This window comes from Allobosea sp. NPDC055594, assembly GCF_053618995.1.
This window is the reverse complement of record NZ_JBSHIO010000005.1, coordinates 165,414-181,724: the sequence shown is the minus strand read 5'-3', so window position 1 is coordinate 181,724 and position 16,311 is coordinate 165,414. Positions and strand designations below refer to the sequence as shown.

Genomic DNA, 16,311 nt, shown 5'->3' with positions numbered 1-16,311 from the left:
CGGGCATGCAGGACATGATCGAAACGGAATCCGGACGCGATGACGAAGGACATTCTCCGCTACGACCTGATGGTACAGGACGCGCTCAAGGGCGTGGTACGCAAGATCCTGTCCGAGGCCGGCCGCGACGGTTTGCCGGGCGATCATCATTTCTACATCACCTTCCGGACCACGGCGCCGGGCGTGCGCCTGTCGCAGCGCCTGCGCGAGAAGCACCCGGACGAGATGACGATCGTGCTTCAGCACCAGTTCTGGGACCTGAACGTCAGCGAGCACGCCTTCGAGGTCGGGCTGTCTTTCTCGGGCGTGCCTGAGCGGCTGCTGATCCCCTATGATGCGATCACCACCTTCTTCGATCCCTCGGTGCAGTTCGGCCTGAAATTCGAGACCCAGGACGCGCAGGCCGAGGCCGCGCCGGACGCCCAGGAGGCGCCGAAGGGGCCGCGCGCCGTCGGCACCGAGCCGAACGCCGCCCCGGCAGCCCTGGCGCTCGCCGGCAAGCCGAAGCCGGCCCCCGTCGCGAAGCCCGGCAGCGAAACCGGCGAGGCGCAGGCCGAAGACAAGGAAGCCGAGGCCGAGGGGGAAGGTGGCGCGCAGGTTCTCAGCCTCGACGCCTTCCGCAAGAAGACCTGAGCCGGCCATGACCGAATATCGCAGCGAAACCGATTCCTTCGGTCCGATTTCCGTCGCTGCCGACCGCTACTGGGCGGCGCAGACCCAGCGCTCCCTCAAGAATTTCCGCATCGGCGGCCCGGCCGAGCGCCTGCCCTTGCCGCTCGTGCACGCGCTTGTGCTGGTCAAGAAGGCCGCCGCCATCGTCAACGCCCGCCTCGGCCTGCTCGATCACAAGCTCGAGGCCGCCATCGTCCAGGCGGCCGACGAAGCGCTCTCCGGCCGCTTCGACGACCATTTCCCGCTGGTGGTCTGGCAGACCGGCTCCGGCACCCAGTCCAACATGAACGCCAACGAGGTCCTGGCCAACCGCGCCAACGAGATCCTCGGCGCGGGCCTCGGGGCCAAGAGCCCGGTGCACCCCAATGACCACGTCAACAAGGGCCAGTCCTCCAATGACAGTTTCCCGACGGCGATCCATATCGCCGCGGCACTCGCGGTCTCGCGGGACCTGCTGCCGGCACTGACCCGGCTGAAGGACGCGCTCGACGCCAAGGCCAAGGCCTATGCCGACCTCGTCAAGATCGGCCGCACCCATCTCCAGGATGCGACCCCGGTCACGCTCGGCCAGGAATTCTCCGGCTACGTCGCCCAGATCGCGCTCGGCATCGCCCGCATCGAGCAGACCCTGCCCGGCCTGCTGGCTCTCGCCCAGGGCGGCACTGCGGTCGGCACCGGCCTCAACGCCCATCCCGATTTCGCCAAGGCCTTCTCGGCCGAGATCGCTCGTCTGACCGGCCTGCCCTTCCGCACCGCCGACAATCTCTTCGAGGCGCTGGCGAGCCATGGTGCCATGACCTACAGCCATGGCGCGCTGACCGCGCTCGCCATGGATCTGTTCAAGATCGCCAACGACATCCGCCTGATGGGCTCGGGCCCGCGCTCGGGCCTCGGCGAGCTCAGCCTGCCCGAGAACGAGCCGGGCTCCTCGATCATGCCGGGCAAGGTCAACCCGACCCAGGCCGAGGCCTTGACCATGGTCGCGACCCGCGTGCACGGCAACCAGGCGACCATCGCCTTCGCCGCCAGCCAGGGTCATTTCGAGCTCAACGTCTTCAAGCCGGTGATCGCGCAGGCCTTTCTGCAATCGGCGCGCCTTCTGGCGGACGCAGCCGAGAGCTTCCGCCTCAACTGCGTCGAGGGCATCGAGCCCAATCGCGAGCGGCTGGAAGAACTGCTCTCGCGCTCGCTGATGCTGGTCACCGCGCTCGCCCCGGCGATCGGCTATGACAAGGCCGCCGCCATCGCCAAGGCGGCCCACCACAACGGCACGACGCTGCGCGAGGAGGCTCTGCGCGCCGGCGTCGAGGCGGCGCTGTTCGACCGTACGGTCGTGCCCGGACACATGCTCGGCCCGGCCTGAGGCATGGCGGAGATCATCAATCTCCGGCGCGCCCGCAAGGCCCGCGACCGTGCGACGGCCGAGGCGCAGGCCGCACAGAACCGGATCGAATTCGGCCGCACCAAGGCCGAGCGCAAACTGACAGCGGCGGAAAAGACGTTGCAGGCGACCCGTCTCGACGGGCACCGCCTCGACGCGACGAAGGACGACAAGGGCGAGGCATGAGCGGCCTGCACAAGCGCTCGCTCGCCATTGCCGGCCATCGAACCAGCGTCTCTCTCGAAGAACCGTTCTGGGAAGCGCTGAAGGAGATCGCCGCTGCCGAAGGCCGGCCGCTCGCCGGCCTGGTCGCCGAGATCGATCTCGCCCGCGGCGAAGCCAATCTCTCCTCCGCCCTGCGCCTGCATGTCCTCGCACATTACCGCGCCCGCGCAGGAGCTGTGCCGCTCAGCCCTGCGGATTGACGAGAACCTGGCGCGCCGTCTCGACCATGGCGTGCGTCAGGTCCGCGAGCCGGTCCGACCCGATCCGGTTGACCTGCCAGAACAGCGGAATGTCGAGCGATGTGCCGGGCACGAGCTCACGCAGCCGTCCGGCCGCGATATGGTCCCGCACCAGCAGTTCGGGATTGACGCACCAGCCGATGCCCAGAAGGCTCGCATCGACGAAGCCCTGTGTCGAAGGAACCCAGTGGACGGGGTGATCCGGACTCGCACCGAAGGCGAGCTGCATCCACTGGCGCTGCAGCCGGTCCTTCTGGTTGAAGACCAGCGAGGGCGCCTGTGAGAGCGCCTCCAGCGTCACGCCCCCGGGGAAATGCCGCGCGACAAAATCCGGGCTCGCCGTCGCCAGATAGCGCAGCGAGCCGAGCGGTGTGACGCGGCAGCCTTGAATGGGCTTGGCCAGCGCCGTGACCGCGGCGAGCACGCGCCCCCGCCGCAGCCACTCGGCCGTATGATCCTGATCGTCGACGGCGATGTCGAGAAGATGCTTGCTGCGCCGGGCGAAGGCCGCGACCGCGCCGAGGAACCAGGTCCCGAGGCTGTCGGCATTGGTGGCGATCCGCAGCGTGGCGCGTCGCTGGGGTTGGTCCGGCTCAGCCAGCGCGGGTAGCCGGGCCATCAGCTCCTCTTCGAGCAGACCGAGCTGCTCCATATGGCGGCAGAGCCATTCGCCCCTATCGGTCGCGGTGCAGGGCTGCCCCCTGATGACCAGCACGGTGCCCATCCGCTCCTCGAGCAGCTTGACGCGCTGCGAGACGGCAGAGGGCGTGACGTTCAGGGCCTGCGCAGCCTTCTCGAAACTGCCGGTCCGCACCACCAGGGATACGGCCTGCATGGCCGGATAATCGAGCATGACCTTAGCTGAACTTAATTCGCATAATCAAATTTAACTACACTAATGCCGGTATCGAGCCTAGGCGGAACCTCACCAACCGGAAACCGCGCCGATGCCCCTCTCCGTCTATGTCACCGGCTTCACCATGGGCCTCAGCCTGATCGTCGCCATCGGCGCCCAGAACAGCTTCGTGCTGCGCCAGGGCCTGCGCAACGAGCACGTCTTCGCGGTCTGCCTGACCTGCGCCCTCTCCGATGCGGTGCTGATCCTCCTCGGCGTCATCGGCCTGCGGCAGGCAACGGCGATGCTGCCTTTGCTCGAGCCGGCCCTGCGCTATGGCGGCGCCGCCTTCCTGATCTGGTACGGCGCCCGCAGCCTGCTTTCGGCCTTGCGTTCGTCCGAGGCCCTGGCGGTCGGCACCGCCGGCGGCGCCAGCCTGTCGGCGAGCCTCGCGACCTGCGCCGCCCTGACCTGGCTCAACCCGCATGTCTATCTCGACACGGTCCTGCTGATCGGCAGCATCGCCAGCCAGTTTCCCGGGCAGGAACTGATCTTCGCCGCCGGCGCGATGACCGCCTCCTTCCTGTTCTTCTTCGGGCTCGGCTATGGCGCGCGCTGGCTGCGCCCGCTCTTCGCCAACCCGGCGGCCTGGCGCATTCTCGACGGCATCGTCGCGGCCACCATGTGGGCGATCGCCTTCAAACTGCTGCGGGGCGTCTGATCGGCCTGCCTTGCCAATACGAGCCCTCATCCTGAGGAGCGCTCTGAAGGAACGCGTCTCGAAGGATGCACCGGTGGTTCCGGAGCATCCTTCGAGACAGCCGCTGACGCGGCTTCCTCAGGATGAGGGCTCACATGGAAGCGTCCGTACGAGCCAAGAAGCAAACGCAACAGCGCTTTTTATTCAACAGCTTGCACTGAGTGACAAAATCGACGCCGCACCCACTTGAATCGATTTGCCACCGCGTCGGATCAGTTCGGCAATGGCGAGCGCGACAGCGGCCGCGGCACCGGCTGGATCTCCAGCGGTGGCGCGAGCGGCGGCGCTTCGCCACGCGGCCTGACATAGGGATCACCCGGAATATAGGAGGGCGGCGCTCCCTGCAGGATCATCGGCCCGGACCGGCCTTCGATCGCGGCCCGGATCGCCGCTTGCCTGGCCCGTTCCTCGGCCTCGACCCTGCGTCGCTCTTCCTCGACCTTGCGCGCTTCCTCCTGTCGCTTCGTCAACTCCAGCTTGCGCGCCTCCTCCGCGAGCCGTGCCTCTTCCAGCCTGCGCGCGGTCTCGGCCCGGCGTGCCTCCTCGGCCTGCCGCGCCTCTTCGGCGCGTCTTGCGAGTTCGGCCTTGCGGGCTTCTTCGGCGAGCCGGGCTTCCTCGAGCTTGCGTGCCTCCTCGGCCCGCTTCTCCTCGGCGAGCCGCCGCTCCTCCTCGGCTTTCAGGAACTCGGCGAGCTTGCGCTCGTTCTCGCGCATCTCGCGCTCGGCCCGGAGCCGCCGCGAGAAGAAGGCACGCTCGCGCTGATCGGCCTCGAAGGCCTCGACCCGTTCGATCTCCTTGGCCAGCGCCCGCGCCGCGACGACATTCGACAAGGCCGCGACATCGGCCTCGCGGCGTGGCGCCGCGATCGGGCCGCGCCAGGCGAAGCCGACCTGCGGCAATTGCTGCGGCCAGTCCTTCGGCGGCGCGGAAAGCGGACGCAATGCCAGTCTGAGGTCGAGATTCATCGCCCGCCAGTCGACCGTACCGCTCGCCTCGGCGCGTAGCCCGGCCCGCTCGAAGGTGACCGGCTGGACACGCAGCACGCCACCCGCCTGGGTGAACGGCACCGTCACATCGCCGAGCGGCCAGTTCGCCTGCTCCAGCGCCGTCGCGATCCGGTCCTGCAACCGTTCGGTCTCGCTTTCGGACGCGTCCTCCCCCGTCGCTGCGATCACCCGAGACAAAGCAGCCGGGTCGAAGCGGCTCATCCCGGCACCGCTGACGCTGATCGAGCCGGCACCGCCGAGCCCGGCGATCAGGCGCGCCGGGCTTTCGCCCGAGCCGCCGGCCTCGAACCGGCCCGAGAGCTTGCCGGTGAGCGCCCCCCCGGTCAGCGTCGCCAGGTCGAGTCCCGCCAGCCCGAGCCGGCCCGAGAGCTGTGCCAGCCCGCCTTCGCGGCGGATCAAGAGCCCACCGCTGACCTCGCCGCCGGCATGGCGCCCGCTCAGATCGCTGATCGAGAGCCCATCAATCCCGGTCGCGAGCTGGAACGCGGCCTTGTCGAGCGCGAGCTGCTCGCTCACCGCGAGCCGCTCCGTCGTAATCGCAAGCCTGATCTCTCCGAGCCCGGGCGCCGCCTGGAAGCGCGCCGGCGACCAAACGCTGCCCGGTACCGGCGACGCGCTGCCGAGCGTGGCCGCCAGCAGCGGCTGCAAGGCGAAAGCCGGCAGCGCCAGCTTGCCGCCGATCGCGCCGTCGGCGCCGAGCGCCAGCGCACCGCGCGCCGTGCGCCCGCCGCTGTTGACGACGAGATCTTCGAGCATACTCTCCTCGCCGAACCGGATTTTTCCGGAAGCGTCGATCACGCCAGGGGGCAACAGGCGCGCCAGCCCTTCGGGCATCAGCAGCCCGGGTGCCTCGGCCTGCAGGTTCAGCCTCACGCCTTCCCCCGCTCCTTCCAGAACCATGGCCAGCCCGGGGCCGCTCAGCGAACCGGCCGGGCCGCCGGCGCCGAAATCGAGCCTGAGTTCGCCCGGCCCGCCCTGCGCCGGCCGCGGCAGGCCGAAGGCGGCAAAAGCCCGGCGGCGATCATCGAGCGCCAGGCGCAGCTCGCCGCCGGTCCAGGCTCCTGCCCGATCGAGACCGGCGTTCAGGCTGAGCTTTCCGGCCTGCGCCGTTCCCTCCGCGACGAGGCCGGTCTCGCCGCTGCTGGCGCGGGTCAATCTGAAGCTGCTGTCGAGCCCGGCCAGCCCGTCCTCGATGCGCGGCAGGATGCGCCGGGCCTGGTCGGGCAGCAGCGCGCCGGCCAGAGCGGCCAGCGCAGCAAAACGTGGCGCACGCACCCGGCCGCTGATCTCGCCGCCATCCGGCAGCAGGGCGCCCTGGCCCTCGACACGCACGCCGCCGAAGCCCTCGACCGACAAACGGCTGAGCCGCCAGTCGCTGCCCCGTCGCGTCAAGGCGAGCCGGGCCGAACCCGGCGCCGTGGCCCGGTAGCTCACGCCGCCGAGCGTCAGGTCGAGCGCAAGATCGCGGCCGCCGGCGAGGCGGGTCAGGCTCTCGCCCGGCGGCAGATTGGCGAGGTCGAGCCCGTCGAGCCGCAGCTTCGCTTCGAGCTTGCCGGGAGTGACCGCCGCCGAGCCCTCGAGGCGCTGGCCGGAGCCGGTCTTGACCGACAGGCGCTCGACGCCGAGCTGCCCGCTGCGCCAGTCGAGCGTCGCGGCGCCTTCGAACTCGCGGAAGGCGGCGAAGCCATCTGCCAGCGCCGGCTCGACGCCGAGCCGGGCCAGGGCCAGCGCCGCCCGCCGTGCATCCGGGGCCTTCAGCGAAAGCTCTCCACGAAAACCGGCCTCACCGAGGTCGCCGCTCGCCTGCAGCGTCGCATTGGCGATGCGGAGGCCGGCACGCGCGCCCGAAACACCGGACTGGTCCAGGCGACCGCGCAAGGAAAAGCCGCTGAGATCCTCGCCACGCCAGGCGATCTGGTCGAGATCGAGCGAGAGGTCGAGGGCGCCAGGCAGGGCCTGCAGCGCGCGCTCGAAGCCCGGGCGCTGATCCAGCGCCTCGATCAGCGCGTCGGCGTCGAGGCGGCGCGCGCGCAATTGAAACCCGCCGGAGCCCGTCGCCGGAAGCACGTGGCCCTCGCCCTCGAGCCGGGCGGCCCCGCCGGCAATCTCGATCGCGAGGCCGCTGAAATCGAGCTGCCGAGCCCCCCCGCCGACCGTACCGGACAGGCTGAGCGCACCGCCCGGCGTCAGCGTGAAGGCCCCCTGGAGCGACGGCTGCAACCGCCCCCCGGCCATTGGCAGGGAGAGCGCGCCATCGAAGGACAGCTGGTTCTGCTCGCCGGTGACGAAGATCTTGGCACGCAGGCGGCCATCGGCCTCGGCCTCGCCGGTGGCGAACCGCAGCGAAGCTCCCGCCACCTCGCCCTCGATCCGCCAGGGGCCGCCGAGGCCGGCGGCGGCGAGATCGACCGAAATCGGCGCGAGCACCTTCGCTGGCTTGCCGGCCTCGCGCCAGATGATCGCCGAGCGACGGATCGCGAAACGGTCGATCGCCGTCGCCGCCGGCAACCCCGTACCGTGGCGTGGCGGCATCGACACCGCCCCGTCGGCATCGCCGATCAAGGTCAGGGCCATGCCGTCGGCTTCCGCCTCGGTCAGGCGGAAATCGCCGCGCGCCAGCGCCGCCAGGGCGAGCTCGACAGTCAGGCGCTCGATCGTCGCGGCGCTGCTTTCACCATCGGCCGTACCGAGCTTCACCGCCCGCAGGGTCAGGCGCGGCGAAGGCAGCAGGCGCAGGCCGATATCGCCGGCAATGCGCGTCTCCAGCCCGAGCGCGGCGCCGATGCGCTGCTCGAAATGGCCACGATACTCCCGCCAATCGACAAAGCCGGGCCCGAGCAGCGCCGCCAGCAACGCCGCCACCAAAAGCCCGGCCAGGAAGGTCAGGGCCTCACGCACGCTCTTGCAACATTCGGTTCATCACGCGCGTGATCATGCACCCAAGTCGCGGCGGGATCACGACCTCCCTGAAGAGATAACCCTCCTGCCGCCAAAGATAACCTCACAGCGTGACGATCTTGCCGGGATTGAGGATGTTCTGCGGGTCGAGCGAGCGCTTCAGCAGGCGCATGACGGCGAGCGCGGGCGCGCCATGCTCGGCCTCGAGGTACTTCATCTTCTTCTGGCCGACGCCATGCTCGCCGGTGCAGGTGCCGCCCATGGCAAGAGCGCGCTTGACCAGACGGTCGATGAAGTCCTGGCAGACCGCCACCTCCTCGGGATTGGAAAGGTCGACCATCGGCTGGGTATGGAAATTGCCGTCGCCGACATGGCCGACGATCGGCGCGATCAGCCCGAGCGCCTCGATGTCGCGCTTGGTCTCCTCGACGCAGTCCGCCAACCGCGAGATCGGCACGCAGACATCGGTCGCGACCGATTCAGCACCCGGCCGGAGCGTGCGCGCCGCCCAGTAGGCGTCGTGCCGTGCCTGCCAGAGCTTGGTGCGATCCTCCGCCTTGGTCGCCCAGTCGAACGGTCCGCCGCCGAACTCGGCGGCGATCTCGCCGAAGCGCTCGGCCTGCTCCTTCACGCCCTCGTCCGAGCCGTGGAACTCGACGAACAGCATCGTCGTCTCCGGCAGGCCGAGCTTGGAGTGCAGGTTGACGCCGCGCATCATCACGTCGTCGACGAGCTCGATCCGCGCCACCGGCAAGCCGGACTGGATGGTGACGATGGTCGCATCGCACGCCGCCTTGACCGACGGGAACGGGCAGACGCCGGCCGAGATCGCCTCGGGGATGCCGTGCAGCTTCAGCGTCACCTCGGTGATGATGCCGAGCGTACCTTCCGAGCCGACGAGCAGCCGCGTCAGATCGTAGCCGGCCGAGGTCTTGCGGGCCCGGCTCGACGTCTTCACGATCGCGCCATCGGCCATCACCGCCGTCAGGGCGACCACATTATCCTTCATCGTGCCGTAGCGCACGGCGTTCGTACCGGAGGCGCGCGTCGCCGCCATGCCACCGATCGAGGCGTCGGCGCCGGGATCGATCGGGAAGAACAGGCCCTGGTCGCGCAGATGCTCGTTCAGTTCCTTGCGCGTCACGCCCGCCTCGACGACGCAGTCGAGATCCTCGGCATGGACAGCCACGACCTTCTTCATCTGGCTCATGTCGATGCAGACGCCGCCATAGGGCGCGTTGACATGGCCTTCGAGCGAGGTGCCGGTTCCGAACGCGATCACCGGAACACCGTGCGCCGCACAAAGTTTCACGATGGCGGACACCTCTTCGGTGCTCTGCGGGAAGACCACCGCGTCCGGCGGCTGGTTCGGAATCCAGGTCAGCGTGTGCCCGTGCTGCTGACGAACTGCCAGGCTAGTTACCAGACGGTTACCGAAGCGGGCAGCGAGATCCTGGGTGACGGCGGCTATCGCCTGCGCTGAAGGCGGCAGCTCTGCGGCAGGGACAGGGGGGGTCTGAGCCATCGCGTCGGGAGAGTGCATTGTCATAACCTGAAAGGATCGCCTAGTCTGGAATCGTTCGGCTTTCGAGCAGCCGCCATGGCGCTGTTTTCCCGCGCGCCGTGAGCGACGGCAAGTGCCAAGCTGCGAAGCCGGGCAGGTCTGTGACGCAGGGCTCCGGGGCGGACTCGCGAGTGACGAAGCGAGAGCAAGAGGAGGCGCCCATGCATGACGAACCCCGCACGACCGCCCTTTTCTTCGCGCCCTTTGTCTCGTCGAACATGCGGGTCGAGCCGCAATGGATCGATTACAACGGCCATCTCAACATGGCCTATTACCACGTCCTGTTCGACCGGGCCGTGGACGAGTTGTTCTCGCTCATCGGCCTCAACCAGGACTATGTCGAGACGCGCAATGCCTCGGTCTTCGCGGCCGAGTGCCACATCCTCTACAAGCGCGAGCTGACCGAGAGCGACCAGGTTCGCGTCACCGCCCAGTTGATCGCCTTCGACCAGAAGCGGCTGCACTTCTATCTCGAGATGCGCCATGCCAGCGAGGGCTGGCTGGCGGCGACCTCCGAAAACCTCTCGCTGCATGTCGACATGGCGAGCCGCAAGGTCACGCCCTTCCCGGCCGATATCCTCGCCGGCCTCGCCTTGATGAAGGCCGCCCATGCCCGCATGCCGTTGCCGGCCATCGTCGGCCGGATGATCGGCATGCCGGTGAAGACCGCGATCACGGTCGAGGCGATGAGCGGCGAGCGCGAGCGGGAGACGCGCCACTAGCCGTGAGCTTTCGACAGGCGCTCGTCGCTCTCGCTCGACGGGCGCGACCGGGAATTCGGCAGGACGCTCCCGGCGTGCAATAATCCCGGGATTGTCGATCTTGGGCAGGTTCGCATGCCGGCTGCGGTCAACACATTCCTGATCGTGCTCGCGGCCATTTTTCCCGTGGTCAACCCACCGGGCTCCGCCCTCGTCTTCCTCGGGCTGACGCGGGGCGCGACGGCCGAAACCAGGCGCGTTCTCGCCCGCCGCATCGCCGTGAACTCGCTCTTCGTGCTGATGGGCTCGTTCCTTCTCGGCTCGCTCGTGCTCCAGTTCTACGGAATCTCGATCCCCATCCTGCGCGTGGCCGGCGGGCTGATCGTCGCCGTGTCCGGCTGGAAACTGCTCAACGAAGGCAGCCAGAAGGATATCGAGACGTCCGCCGGCGATGTCGCCCGCACCGACCTGACGTCCCAGGCCTTCTACCCGCTGACCCTGCCGCTGACGACGGGCCCCGGCACGATCGCCGTCACGATCAGCATCGGGCTCTCGCGCGTGACCTTCACCGGCGGCTCCGGCGAGCTCCTCTTCGTGCTGGCGAGCCTGCTGGCGATCTTCGTGATCGCGCTCAGCATCTGGTTCTGCTTCGCCTATGCCGTGCGCGTACAGAAACTGCTCGGGAGAGGCGGCACGGAAATCGCCGTCCGGCTCTCCGCCTTCATCCTGTTCTGTCTCGGCGTGCAGATCCTGTGGTCGGGTCTGAGCGAGCTTCTGACCTCGACATTCGCACCGCGGTAGAGGCCGCCGCCCTGCCCCGTTGCTGCCGCACCGGCCGGGCCAGGAACAGGAACATGAACAGGGGCAGCCGACGCCTCAGTCGTCGTGGTCCGGGATTTTCAGGATATGGCCGCAGGCCTTGCAGTGCACGGCGTCCGGCTCATGGCGCTGGAGTGCGCATTGCGGGCAGGGAAAGGTCACCTTCTGCGGCCGGAACACCGCCTGGGCCAGCCGCACGAACAGCGAGATGCCGACGATCATCACCACGATCGAGGTCAGCTTGCCGCCGATGCCCGGCAGGGTGATGTCACCGAAGCCGGTCGTCGTCACCGTCGCGACGGTGAAATAGAGCGCCTCGACATAGCCGTCGATGCCGGGCCGGCCCATGAAGAAGAAGGTGTAGACGAAGCCGGTGACCACGAAGAGGAAGGTCACGAGGTTGATCAGCGCCCTCGCGACATTCTCCCATTCGCGATAGCGGGTCTCGCGCAGCTGCGACCAGATCAGCCCGCGCTGTGACAGCGACCAGAGCCGCAGGATGCGCAGGAAGCCGAAATTCTCCAGCCATTGCGGCGCCAGCAGCGTCGCCAGGATGAAGAGGTCGAGCAGCATGCTCGGCTGCCGCAACAGCCGCGGGATGTTGGAGGCGGCCAGCGTCCGCGCGACGATCTCGATCAGCACGATGGTGGCGACCGTATAGTCGAGCCAGAGAAAGGCCGGCCGGTCGCGCAGTAGCGGCGTCGCGATGAAGAAACCGATGATCAGAAGATCGACGATCAGGGTTGCGAACTGGAAGCGCAGCGCCGCCGGGGTGCGGCCGTGATAGAGCTGGCGCAGGCGATCGCAGGTGCGCTCGAAACGCTCCGACGGTCCGGCCTGATCCTGCGTTTCGCTCATCTGGATGGCGTATCAGCCGAAGGGCCGCGCCGTCCAGATGGCTCAGCCTCGCCGGGTTGCGAGCCCTTGCACAGCATAGCCGCCATAGAGCCGGCGCGTGCCGCTGCTCGCCTCGGCTTCGGCGCAGAGCCGCTCCAGTTCGGCTCCGAGCTCCGGCCGTGGCGTGACCTGGAACAGCGCCAGCCAGCGATTGAGCACAGCCCGGAACGGCCCCGGCAGATGCGCCTGATCGCCGAAGTCGACGATATGAAGCGAGCCGCCCGGCGCCAGCGTCGCGAGCGCCCGCGCCAGCACGGCGCGCCAGGGCGGGATCATCGACAGGGCGTAGGAGATCACGACCCGGTCGAAATCGAGCCGGCCGAACAGGGCTTCCGGCTCGAAACTGGTCGCATCCGCCTGCTTCAGGGTGATGCGGCCGGAAAGCCCGGCCTTGGCCACCGCCCGGCGCGCCGTCGCCAGCATCTCCTCGGAGACGTCGAGCCCGTAGCAGCGCGCCTGCGGATAGGCGCGCGCAATCTTGATCAGGTTTCGCCCCGTCCCGCAGCCGACCTCGAGCACGGCGCCGCCCGTCGGCGGCTGCAGGCCGTCGACCAGCCCATCACGACCGAGCAGGTAGAATTTCCGGGTGGCGTCGTAGATGTGCCGCTGGAAGCGGTACATCCGGTCCATCAGCCCGGCGGCATCATCGCTCTGCCGGACCTCGCTCACGCCTTAACCCCGCCCTGCGTGTAGAGGTGGAAGGCGCCGTAGATCGAGGAGCGGTCGCGCGCGCCTAGCTCGCGGCTGCGGGCTTCATGGTACTGCCATTGCGCCAGAATCGCCTCCGGCACCCGCCCCGGCAGCAGGCGCTCATCGGCGGCGGTGCGGAAGATCACGCGGGCCCCGGGCACTGCCGTCCGGGTGATCTGCGTCCACAGCGCCGTCAGCTCGGCATCGTTCATCCAGTCCTGCGCATCGAGCAGGACATAGCCATGGCAGCTCGCCGCGGGCTGCTGCGCGAGATAGGCCGTGACGAGCCCTGATGGTAACCGACCCGGCCGGCACGTGCCCGCACCGTCTCGAAATGGCGCGGCTCGAGATAGGGCGGCACGGAAGCCTCGGGACCGGGGCCGTAGCCGCGGCCGAAGGCCTGCCAGGCGAAATAATTGGATTGCAGGTCGAAACCGCAGGCCAGCCGTTCCAGCCGGTGGCGCAGCACGCCGAGAATTCCGGCATCGCCATCGGCCGCCAGAGCCTCGTATTGCGCCGGTGGGATGCCGAGCCCGTAGAGCGAGGCCGGCTGGCGCACCAGCCAGCGCACCAGCTTCTTCTCGAAGACCGGCGCGAGATGAGCATCGAACAATGCCCGCTGCTCCTCCATCGTCTTCGCCTGCAGCATGATCCGCGGATCGCAACCGAACCGGCGCCCGAGGAAATGCCCGGCACCGATGAAGCGGCCGAGCAGGCCGTGGCGGTAGAAATTGCGGGCGAAGGCCTCGATCCGCCGCCGCCCGATCAGGCTCCGCCCTTCCCAGTAGGCGCGCGAGAGCGCATCGAGCCGGGGCGCGATCAGCCGGTCATAGGTCTCGACATTCGCCCGCGATTGCGCCTCGCCGAAGAAGCGCCGGAAGGTCGGCTGGTCTTCGATCTCGGCCAGCGCCGCGAGCTTGAGATGACCGAGCGCGATATGGGCACCGTTGAGATCGACGGCGCTGATCCTCGCCGGGTCGGCGGTGAGATAGGACAGGATGTTGCAGGAGCCCGAGGCGATAGCGACCAGATGGTCGCCCGGCTGCAGCGCCAGCGCCTCCATGTCGACGACCGGATCCTCCCAGATCTGCGGATAGACCAGGCCGGAGAAGGCGAGCGTGAACATCCGCTCCAGCAGACCGGCGCGCGACAGCGCCTTGCTGCGATGGACCGCGTTGTTGAGCCCGAGGCTGGTGTTGCGCTTGACCGCCCTGACCGTCTGCGTCACGCCTGCCTCGATGTCATGATTGCGATGGCGAGCCGACTAGAGGAGTCGCGTGACGGTTGGGTGACGCGGCAAGGCTGCGGCGCCACCGCCTCTCGACGCCTTTGTGATCGGGAGTAGGTTTGCCGCAGGCTGCAATCGCCCTCGCCGATCGCCATATACCGGCGGTCCTGAGCAAGCCGCGCAGAAAGGAGCATCGCCATGGGCCTGACGAGCATGTTCGCCAAGCAGAAGAAGCAGGATCACGACTTCCCGTTCCAGCTCTCCGACGCGGAATGGCGGGCGAAACTGACGCCGGAGCAGTATCACGTGCTGCGCAACCACGGCACCGAGCGCGCCGGCTCCTGTGCCCTGAATTTCGAGAAGCGTGCCGGAACCTTCTCCTGCGTCGGCTGCGACCAGCCCCTGTTCCGCTCGCACAAGAAGTTCGAGAGCGGCACCGGCTGGCCGAGCTTCGACCAGCCGCTGCAAGGCGCCGTCGAGACCAGCGAGGATTACAGCTTCGGCATGCATCGGGTCGAGGTCCACTGCGCCAATTGCGGCGGCCATCTCGGCCATGTCTTCCCCGACGGCCCGCCCCCGACCGGCCTGCGCTACTGCATCAACGGCGTCGCGATGGATTTTGCGCCGGAAGCGGGTTGAACGCAGTCATCGTCATGGTCGGGCTTGTCCCGACCATCCACGTCTTCCCTCCTGCAATGCGGTGTTCAAGACGTGGATGCTCGCCACAAGGGCGAGCATGACGGATGAGGCTAGGCCAGTTCCGGCACCGCCCGTCGCGCCAGCGCCGCCGCGTCGACGCCATGCGGCAGACCGCCGAAATGGCCGGACCAGTGCCCGCCGAGCCGCGTCGCAACGAAGGCGTCCGCCACCGCATGCGGCGCATGGCGGATCAGCAGCGCGCCCTGCAGCATCAGCGCCAGCCGCTCGGTCAACAGGCGTGCCTGTCCCTCATGGCGGATGAGCTCATGCAGGTCGCTGTCCAGCGCCTGCAGCGCCGCGTCGTAGCGCCGATCCTGGCCGGAGACCGCGTGCAGCTCCGCCCGTAGCGCCTGCAGCGAGCCGGGCTCGCGTTCGAGAGAGCGCAGCACGTCCAGGCATATGACATTGCCCGATCCCTCCCAGACCGAGTTGAGCGGCGCCTCCCGATAATGCCGCGCCATCGGGTTCTCCTCGATGAAGCCGTTGCCGCCATGGCACTCCAGCGCCTCGACCACGACCGCCGGCGTGCGTTTCGCCACCCAGTATTTGGCCAGGGGCGCGCCGATCCGCGCCAGCAGCTTCTCGCTCTCCGAACGCTCCTGCCGGTCGACCGCCGCGAACAGCCGGAAGGCGAGCCAAGCGGCGGCTTCCGCCTCGATCGCGAGGTCGGCGATGACGTTCTGCATGATCGGCTGGTCGATCAAGAGGCGCTGGAAGGCGCTGCGGTGCCGGGCATGATGCGCGGCGAGCGCAACCGCCTGCCGCATCAAACCGGCGGAGGCGGCGGCGATGTCGAGCCTTGTATTGTGGTTCATCGAAAGCCCGGTCCGCAGGCCCCGGCCGGGGTCGCCGAGCATATGGCCGATGGCGCCGCGGAACTCGACCTCGGAGGAGGCATTCGAGCGGTTGCCGCATTTGTCCTTGAGGCGCTGGATCGCGATGCCGTTGCGCGCGCCATCGGGCAGCCAGCCCGGCACCACGAAGCAGGAAATCCTCTCCTCCGTCTTCGCCAGCGTCAGGAAGACGTCGGAATGCGGCACCGAGAAGAACCATTTGCTGCCATGCAGCGAATAGGTACCGTCGCGATTGTCATAGGCGATGGTCTGGGTCTGGCGCAGATCCGAGCCGCCCTGCGTCTCGGTCATCGCCATGCCGACGGTGGCGCCCGTCTTGCCCGCCGCCGGCCCTTGCCTGCCATCATAGCTTTTCGAGGAGATCAGCCCGCCCCATTCCGCCCAGCGCGCCCGGTCCTGCCTGAGCACGGGAATGGCGGAATAGGTCATCGAGATCGGGCAGCAGATGCCGCTCTCGCAGCCATACCAGAGATATTGCAGACCCGCCCGCGCCACCTGCGCCCCCGGGCCGGGCCTGTTCCAGGCCAGCGCATGCGTCTCCTGGCCGATGGCGCGGGCCATCAGCGCATGCCAGGCCGGATGGAACGCGATCTCGTCGATGCGGTTGCCGAAGCGGTCATGGCTGCGCAATTCCGGCCCGTACCGGTTGGCGAGCCGCGCCATCTCGATCGTCTCGGCCGCACCGACCGTCCGCCCGGCCTCGTGCAGCCGCTCATCGGCCCAGCCGGCGTCGAAAGCCCTGACCGCCGCCTTCAACACGGGATCGGCGGCATAGGCGTCATAATCGGCCAGCGGCGGCACCTGATTGGTGACCTGGTGGGCGTGCGATGCCTGGGCCATGG

General features: G+C 68.5%; 14 protein-coding genes and 1 pseudogene. 8 read left to right on the top strand and 7 right to left on the bottom strand.

Annotated features, from left to right (window positions below; all coding sequences use genetic code 11):
• Positions 1-39: 39 nt before the first annotated feature.
• From ACWGRX_RS12440 to ACWGRX_RS12425, 4 genes are read left to right on the top strand one after another with little or no spacing between them, the layout of a single operon-like run.
• Entirely contained in the window at positions 40-633 is a 594-nt protein-coding gene (locus ACWGRX_RS12440; protein ID WP_452117784.1) for an SspB family protein, read from the top strand.
• A gap of 7 nt (positions 634-640) precedes the next feature.
• Positions 641-2,035: a class II fumarate hydratase gene (gene fumC, locus ACWGRX_RS12435; RefSeq protein WP_452117783.1), complete on the top strand. Its 1,395-nt coding sequence runs from the start codon at positions 641-643 to the stop codon at positions 2,033-2,035.
• A 3-nt stretch (positions 2,036-2,038) separates the two neighbouring features.
• Positions 2,039-2,239, top strand: a complete 201-nt coding sequence (locus ACWGRX_RS12430) for a DUF4169 family protein (protein ID WP_291641170.1) — start codon at positions 2,039-2,041, stop codon at positions 2,237-2,239.
• A complete protein-coding gene (locus tag ACWGRX_RS12425) occupies positions 2,236-2,478 on the top strand; it encodes a ribbon-helix-helix domain-containing protein (RefSeq protein WP_452117782.1) in 243 nt (80 codons plus the stop codon). Before ACWGRX_RS12430 ends, ACWGRX_RS12425 begins: the two co-directional genes overlap by 4 nt.
• Here ACWGRX_RS12425 and ACWGRX_RS12420 read toward each other — a convergent pair.
• Positions 2,462-3,370 carry a LysR family transcriptional regulator ArgP gene (locus ACWGRX_RS12420; protein ID WP_452117781.1) on the bottom strand — a complete coding sequence of 303 codons (909 nt, stop codon included), beginning with the start codon at positions 3,368-3,370 and terminating at the stop codon, positions 2,462-2,464. The two genes, ACWGRX_RS12425 and ACWGRX_RS12420, sit on opposite strands and share 17 nt — an antisense overlap.
• A 94-nt stretch (positions 3,371-3,464) precedes the next feature.
• On the opposite strand from ACWGRX_RS12420, the gene ACWGRX_RS12415 reads away from it, so the two are divergent.
• Positions 3,465-4,073: a LysE/ArgO family amino acid transporter gene (locus tag ACWGRX_RS12415; protein WP_452117780.1), complete on the top strand. Its 609-nt coding sequence runs from the start codon at positions 3,465-3,467 to the stop codon at positions 4,071-4,073.
• A gap of 251 nt (positions 4,074-4,324) precedes the next feature.
• Here ACWGRX_RS12415 and ACWGRX_RS12410 read toward each other — a convergent pair whose 3' ends face one another.
• Positions 4,325-8,017 carry an AsmA family protein gene (locus ACWGRX_RS12410; protein ID WP_452117779.1) on the bottom strand — a complete coding sequence of 1,231 codons (3,693 nt, stop codon included), beginning with the start codon at positions 8,015-8,017 and terminating at the stop codon, positions 4,325-4,327.
• Positions 8,018-8,120: 103 nt separating this feature from the next.
• Complete coding sequence (locus ACWGRX_RS12405; RefSeq protein WP_452117778.1) at positions 8,121-9,560, bottom strand: FAD-binding oxidoreductase; 1,440 nt, start codon at positions 9,558-9,560, stop codon at positions 8,121-8,123.
• Positions 9,561-9,742: 182 nt separating this feature from the next.
• On the opposite strand from ACWGRX_RS12405, the gene ACWGRX_RS12400 reads away from it, so the two are divergent.
• Both ACWGRX_RS12400 and ACWGRX_RS12395 read left to right on the top strand, forming a co-directional pair.
• Positions 9,743-10,303, top strand: a complete 561-nt coding sequence (locus ACWGRX_RS12400; protein ID WP_291641159.1) for a thioesterase family protein — start codon at positions 9,743-9,745, stop codon at positions 10,301-10,303.
• A 114-nt stretch (positions 10,304-10,417) separates the two neighbouring features.
• Entirely contained in the window at positions 10,418-11,083 is a 666-nt protein-coding gene (locus tag ACWGRX_RS12395) for a MarC family protein (RefSeq protein ID WP_452117777.1), read from the top strand.
• A 75-nt stretch (positions 11,084-11,158) separates the two neighbouring features.
• Here the strand turns inward: ACWGRX_RS12395 and ACWGRX_RS12390 are convergent, their stop codons facing one another.
• The 3 genes and pseudogenes from ACWGRX_RS12390 to ACWGRX_RS12380 form a co-directional block, all read right to left on the bottom strand.
• Positions 11,159-11,959, bottom strand: a complete 801-nt coding sequence (locus ACWGRX_RS12390) for a potassium channel family protein (protein ID WP_452117776.1) — start codon at positions 11,957-11,959, stop codon at positions 11,159-11,161.
• A 42-nt stretch (positions 11,960-12,001) separates the two neighbouring features.
• Positions 12,002-12,619, bottom strand: a complete 618-nt coding sequence (locus tag ACWGRX_RS12385; protein ID WP_452117948.1) for a class I SAM-dependent methyltransferase — start codon at positions 12,617-12,619, stop codon at positions 12,002-12,004.
• Positions 12,620-12,663: 44 nt separating this feature from the next.
• A pseudogene (locus ACWGRX_RS12380) lies at positions 12,664-13,814 on the bottom strand (BtaA family protein).
• A 300-nt stretch (positions 13,815-14,114) separates the two neighbouring features.
• On the opposite strand from ACWGRX_RS12380, the gene msrB reads away from it, so the two are divergent.
• On the top strand, positions 14,115-14,555 hold the full coding sequence (msrB, locus tag ACWGRX_RS12375; RefSeq protein WP_452117775.1) for a peptide-methionine (R)-S-oxide reductase MsrB: 441 nt from the start codon (positions 14,115-14,117) through the stop codon (positions 14,553-14,555).
• A gap of 110 nt (positions 14,556-14,665) precedes the next feature.
• Here msrB and ACWGRX_RS12370 read toward each other — a convergent pair whose 3' ends face one another.
• Positions 14,666-16,309 carry an acyl-CoA dehydrogenase family protein gene (locus tag ACWGRX_RS12370; protein WP_452117774.1) on the bottom strand — a complete coding sequence of 548 codons (1,644 nt, stop codon included), beginning with the start codon at positions 16,307-16,309 and terminating at the stop codon, positions 14,666-14,668.
• Between the last annotated feature and the right edge of the window lie 2 nt (positions 16,310-16,311).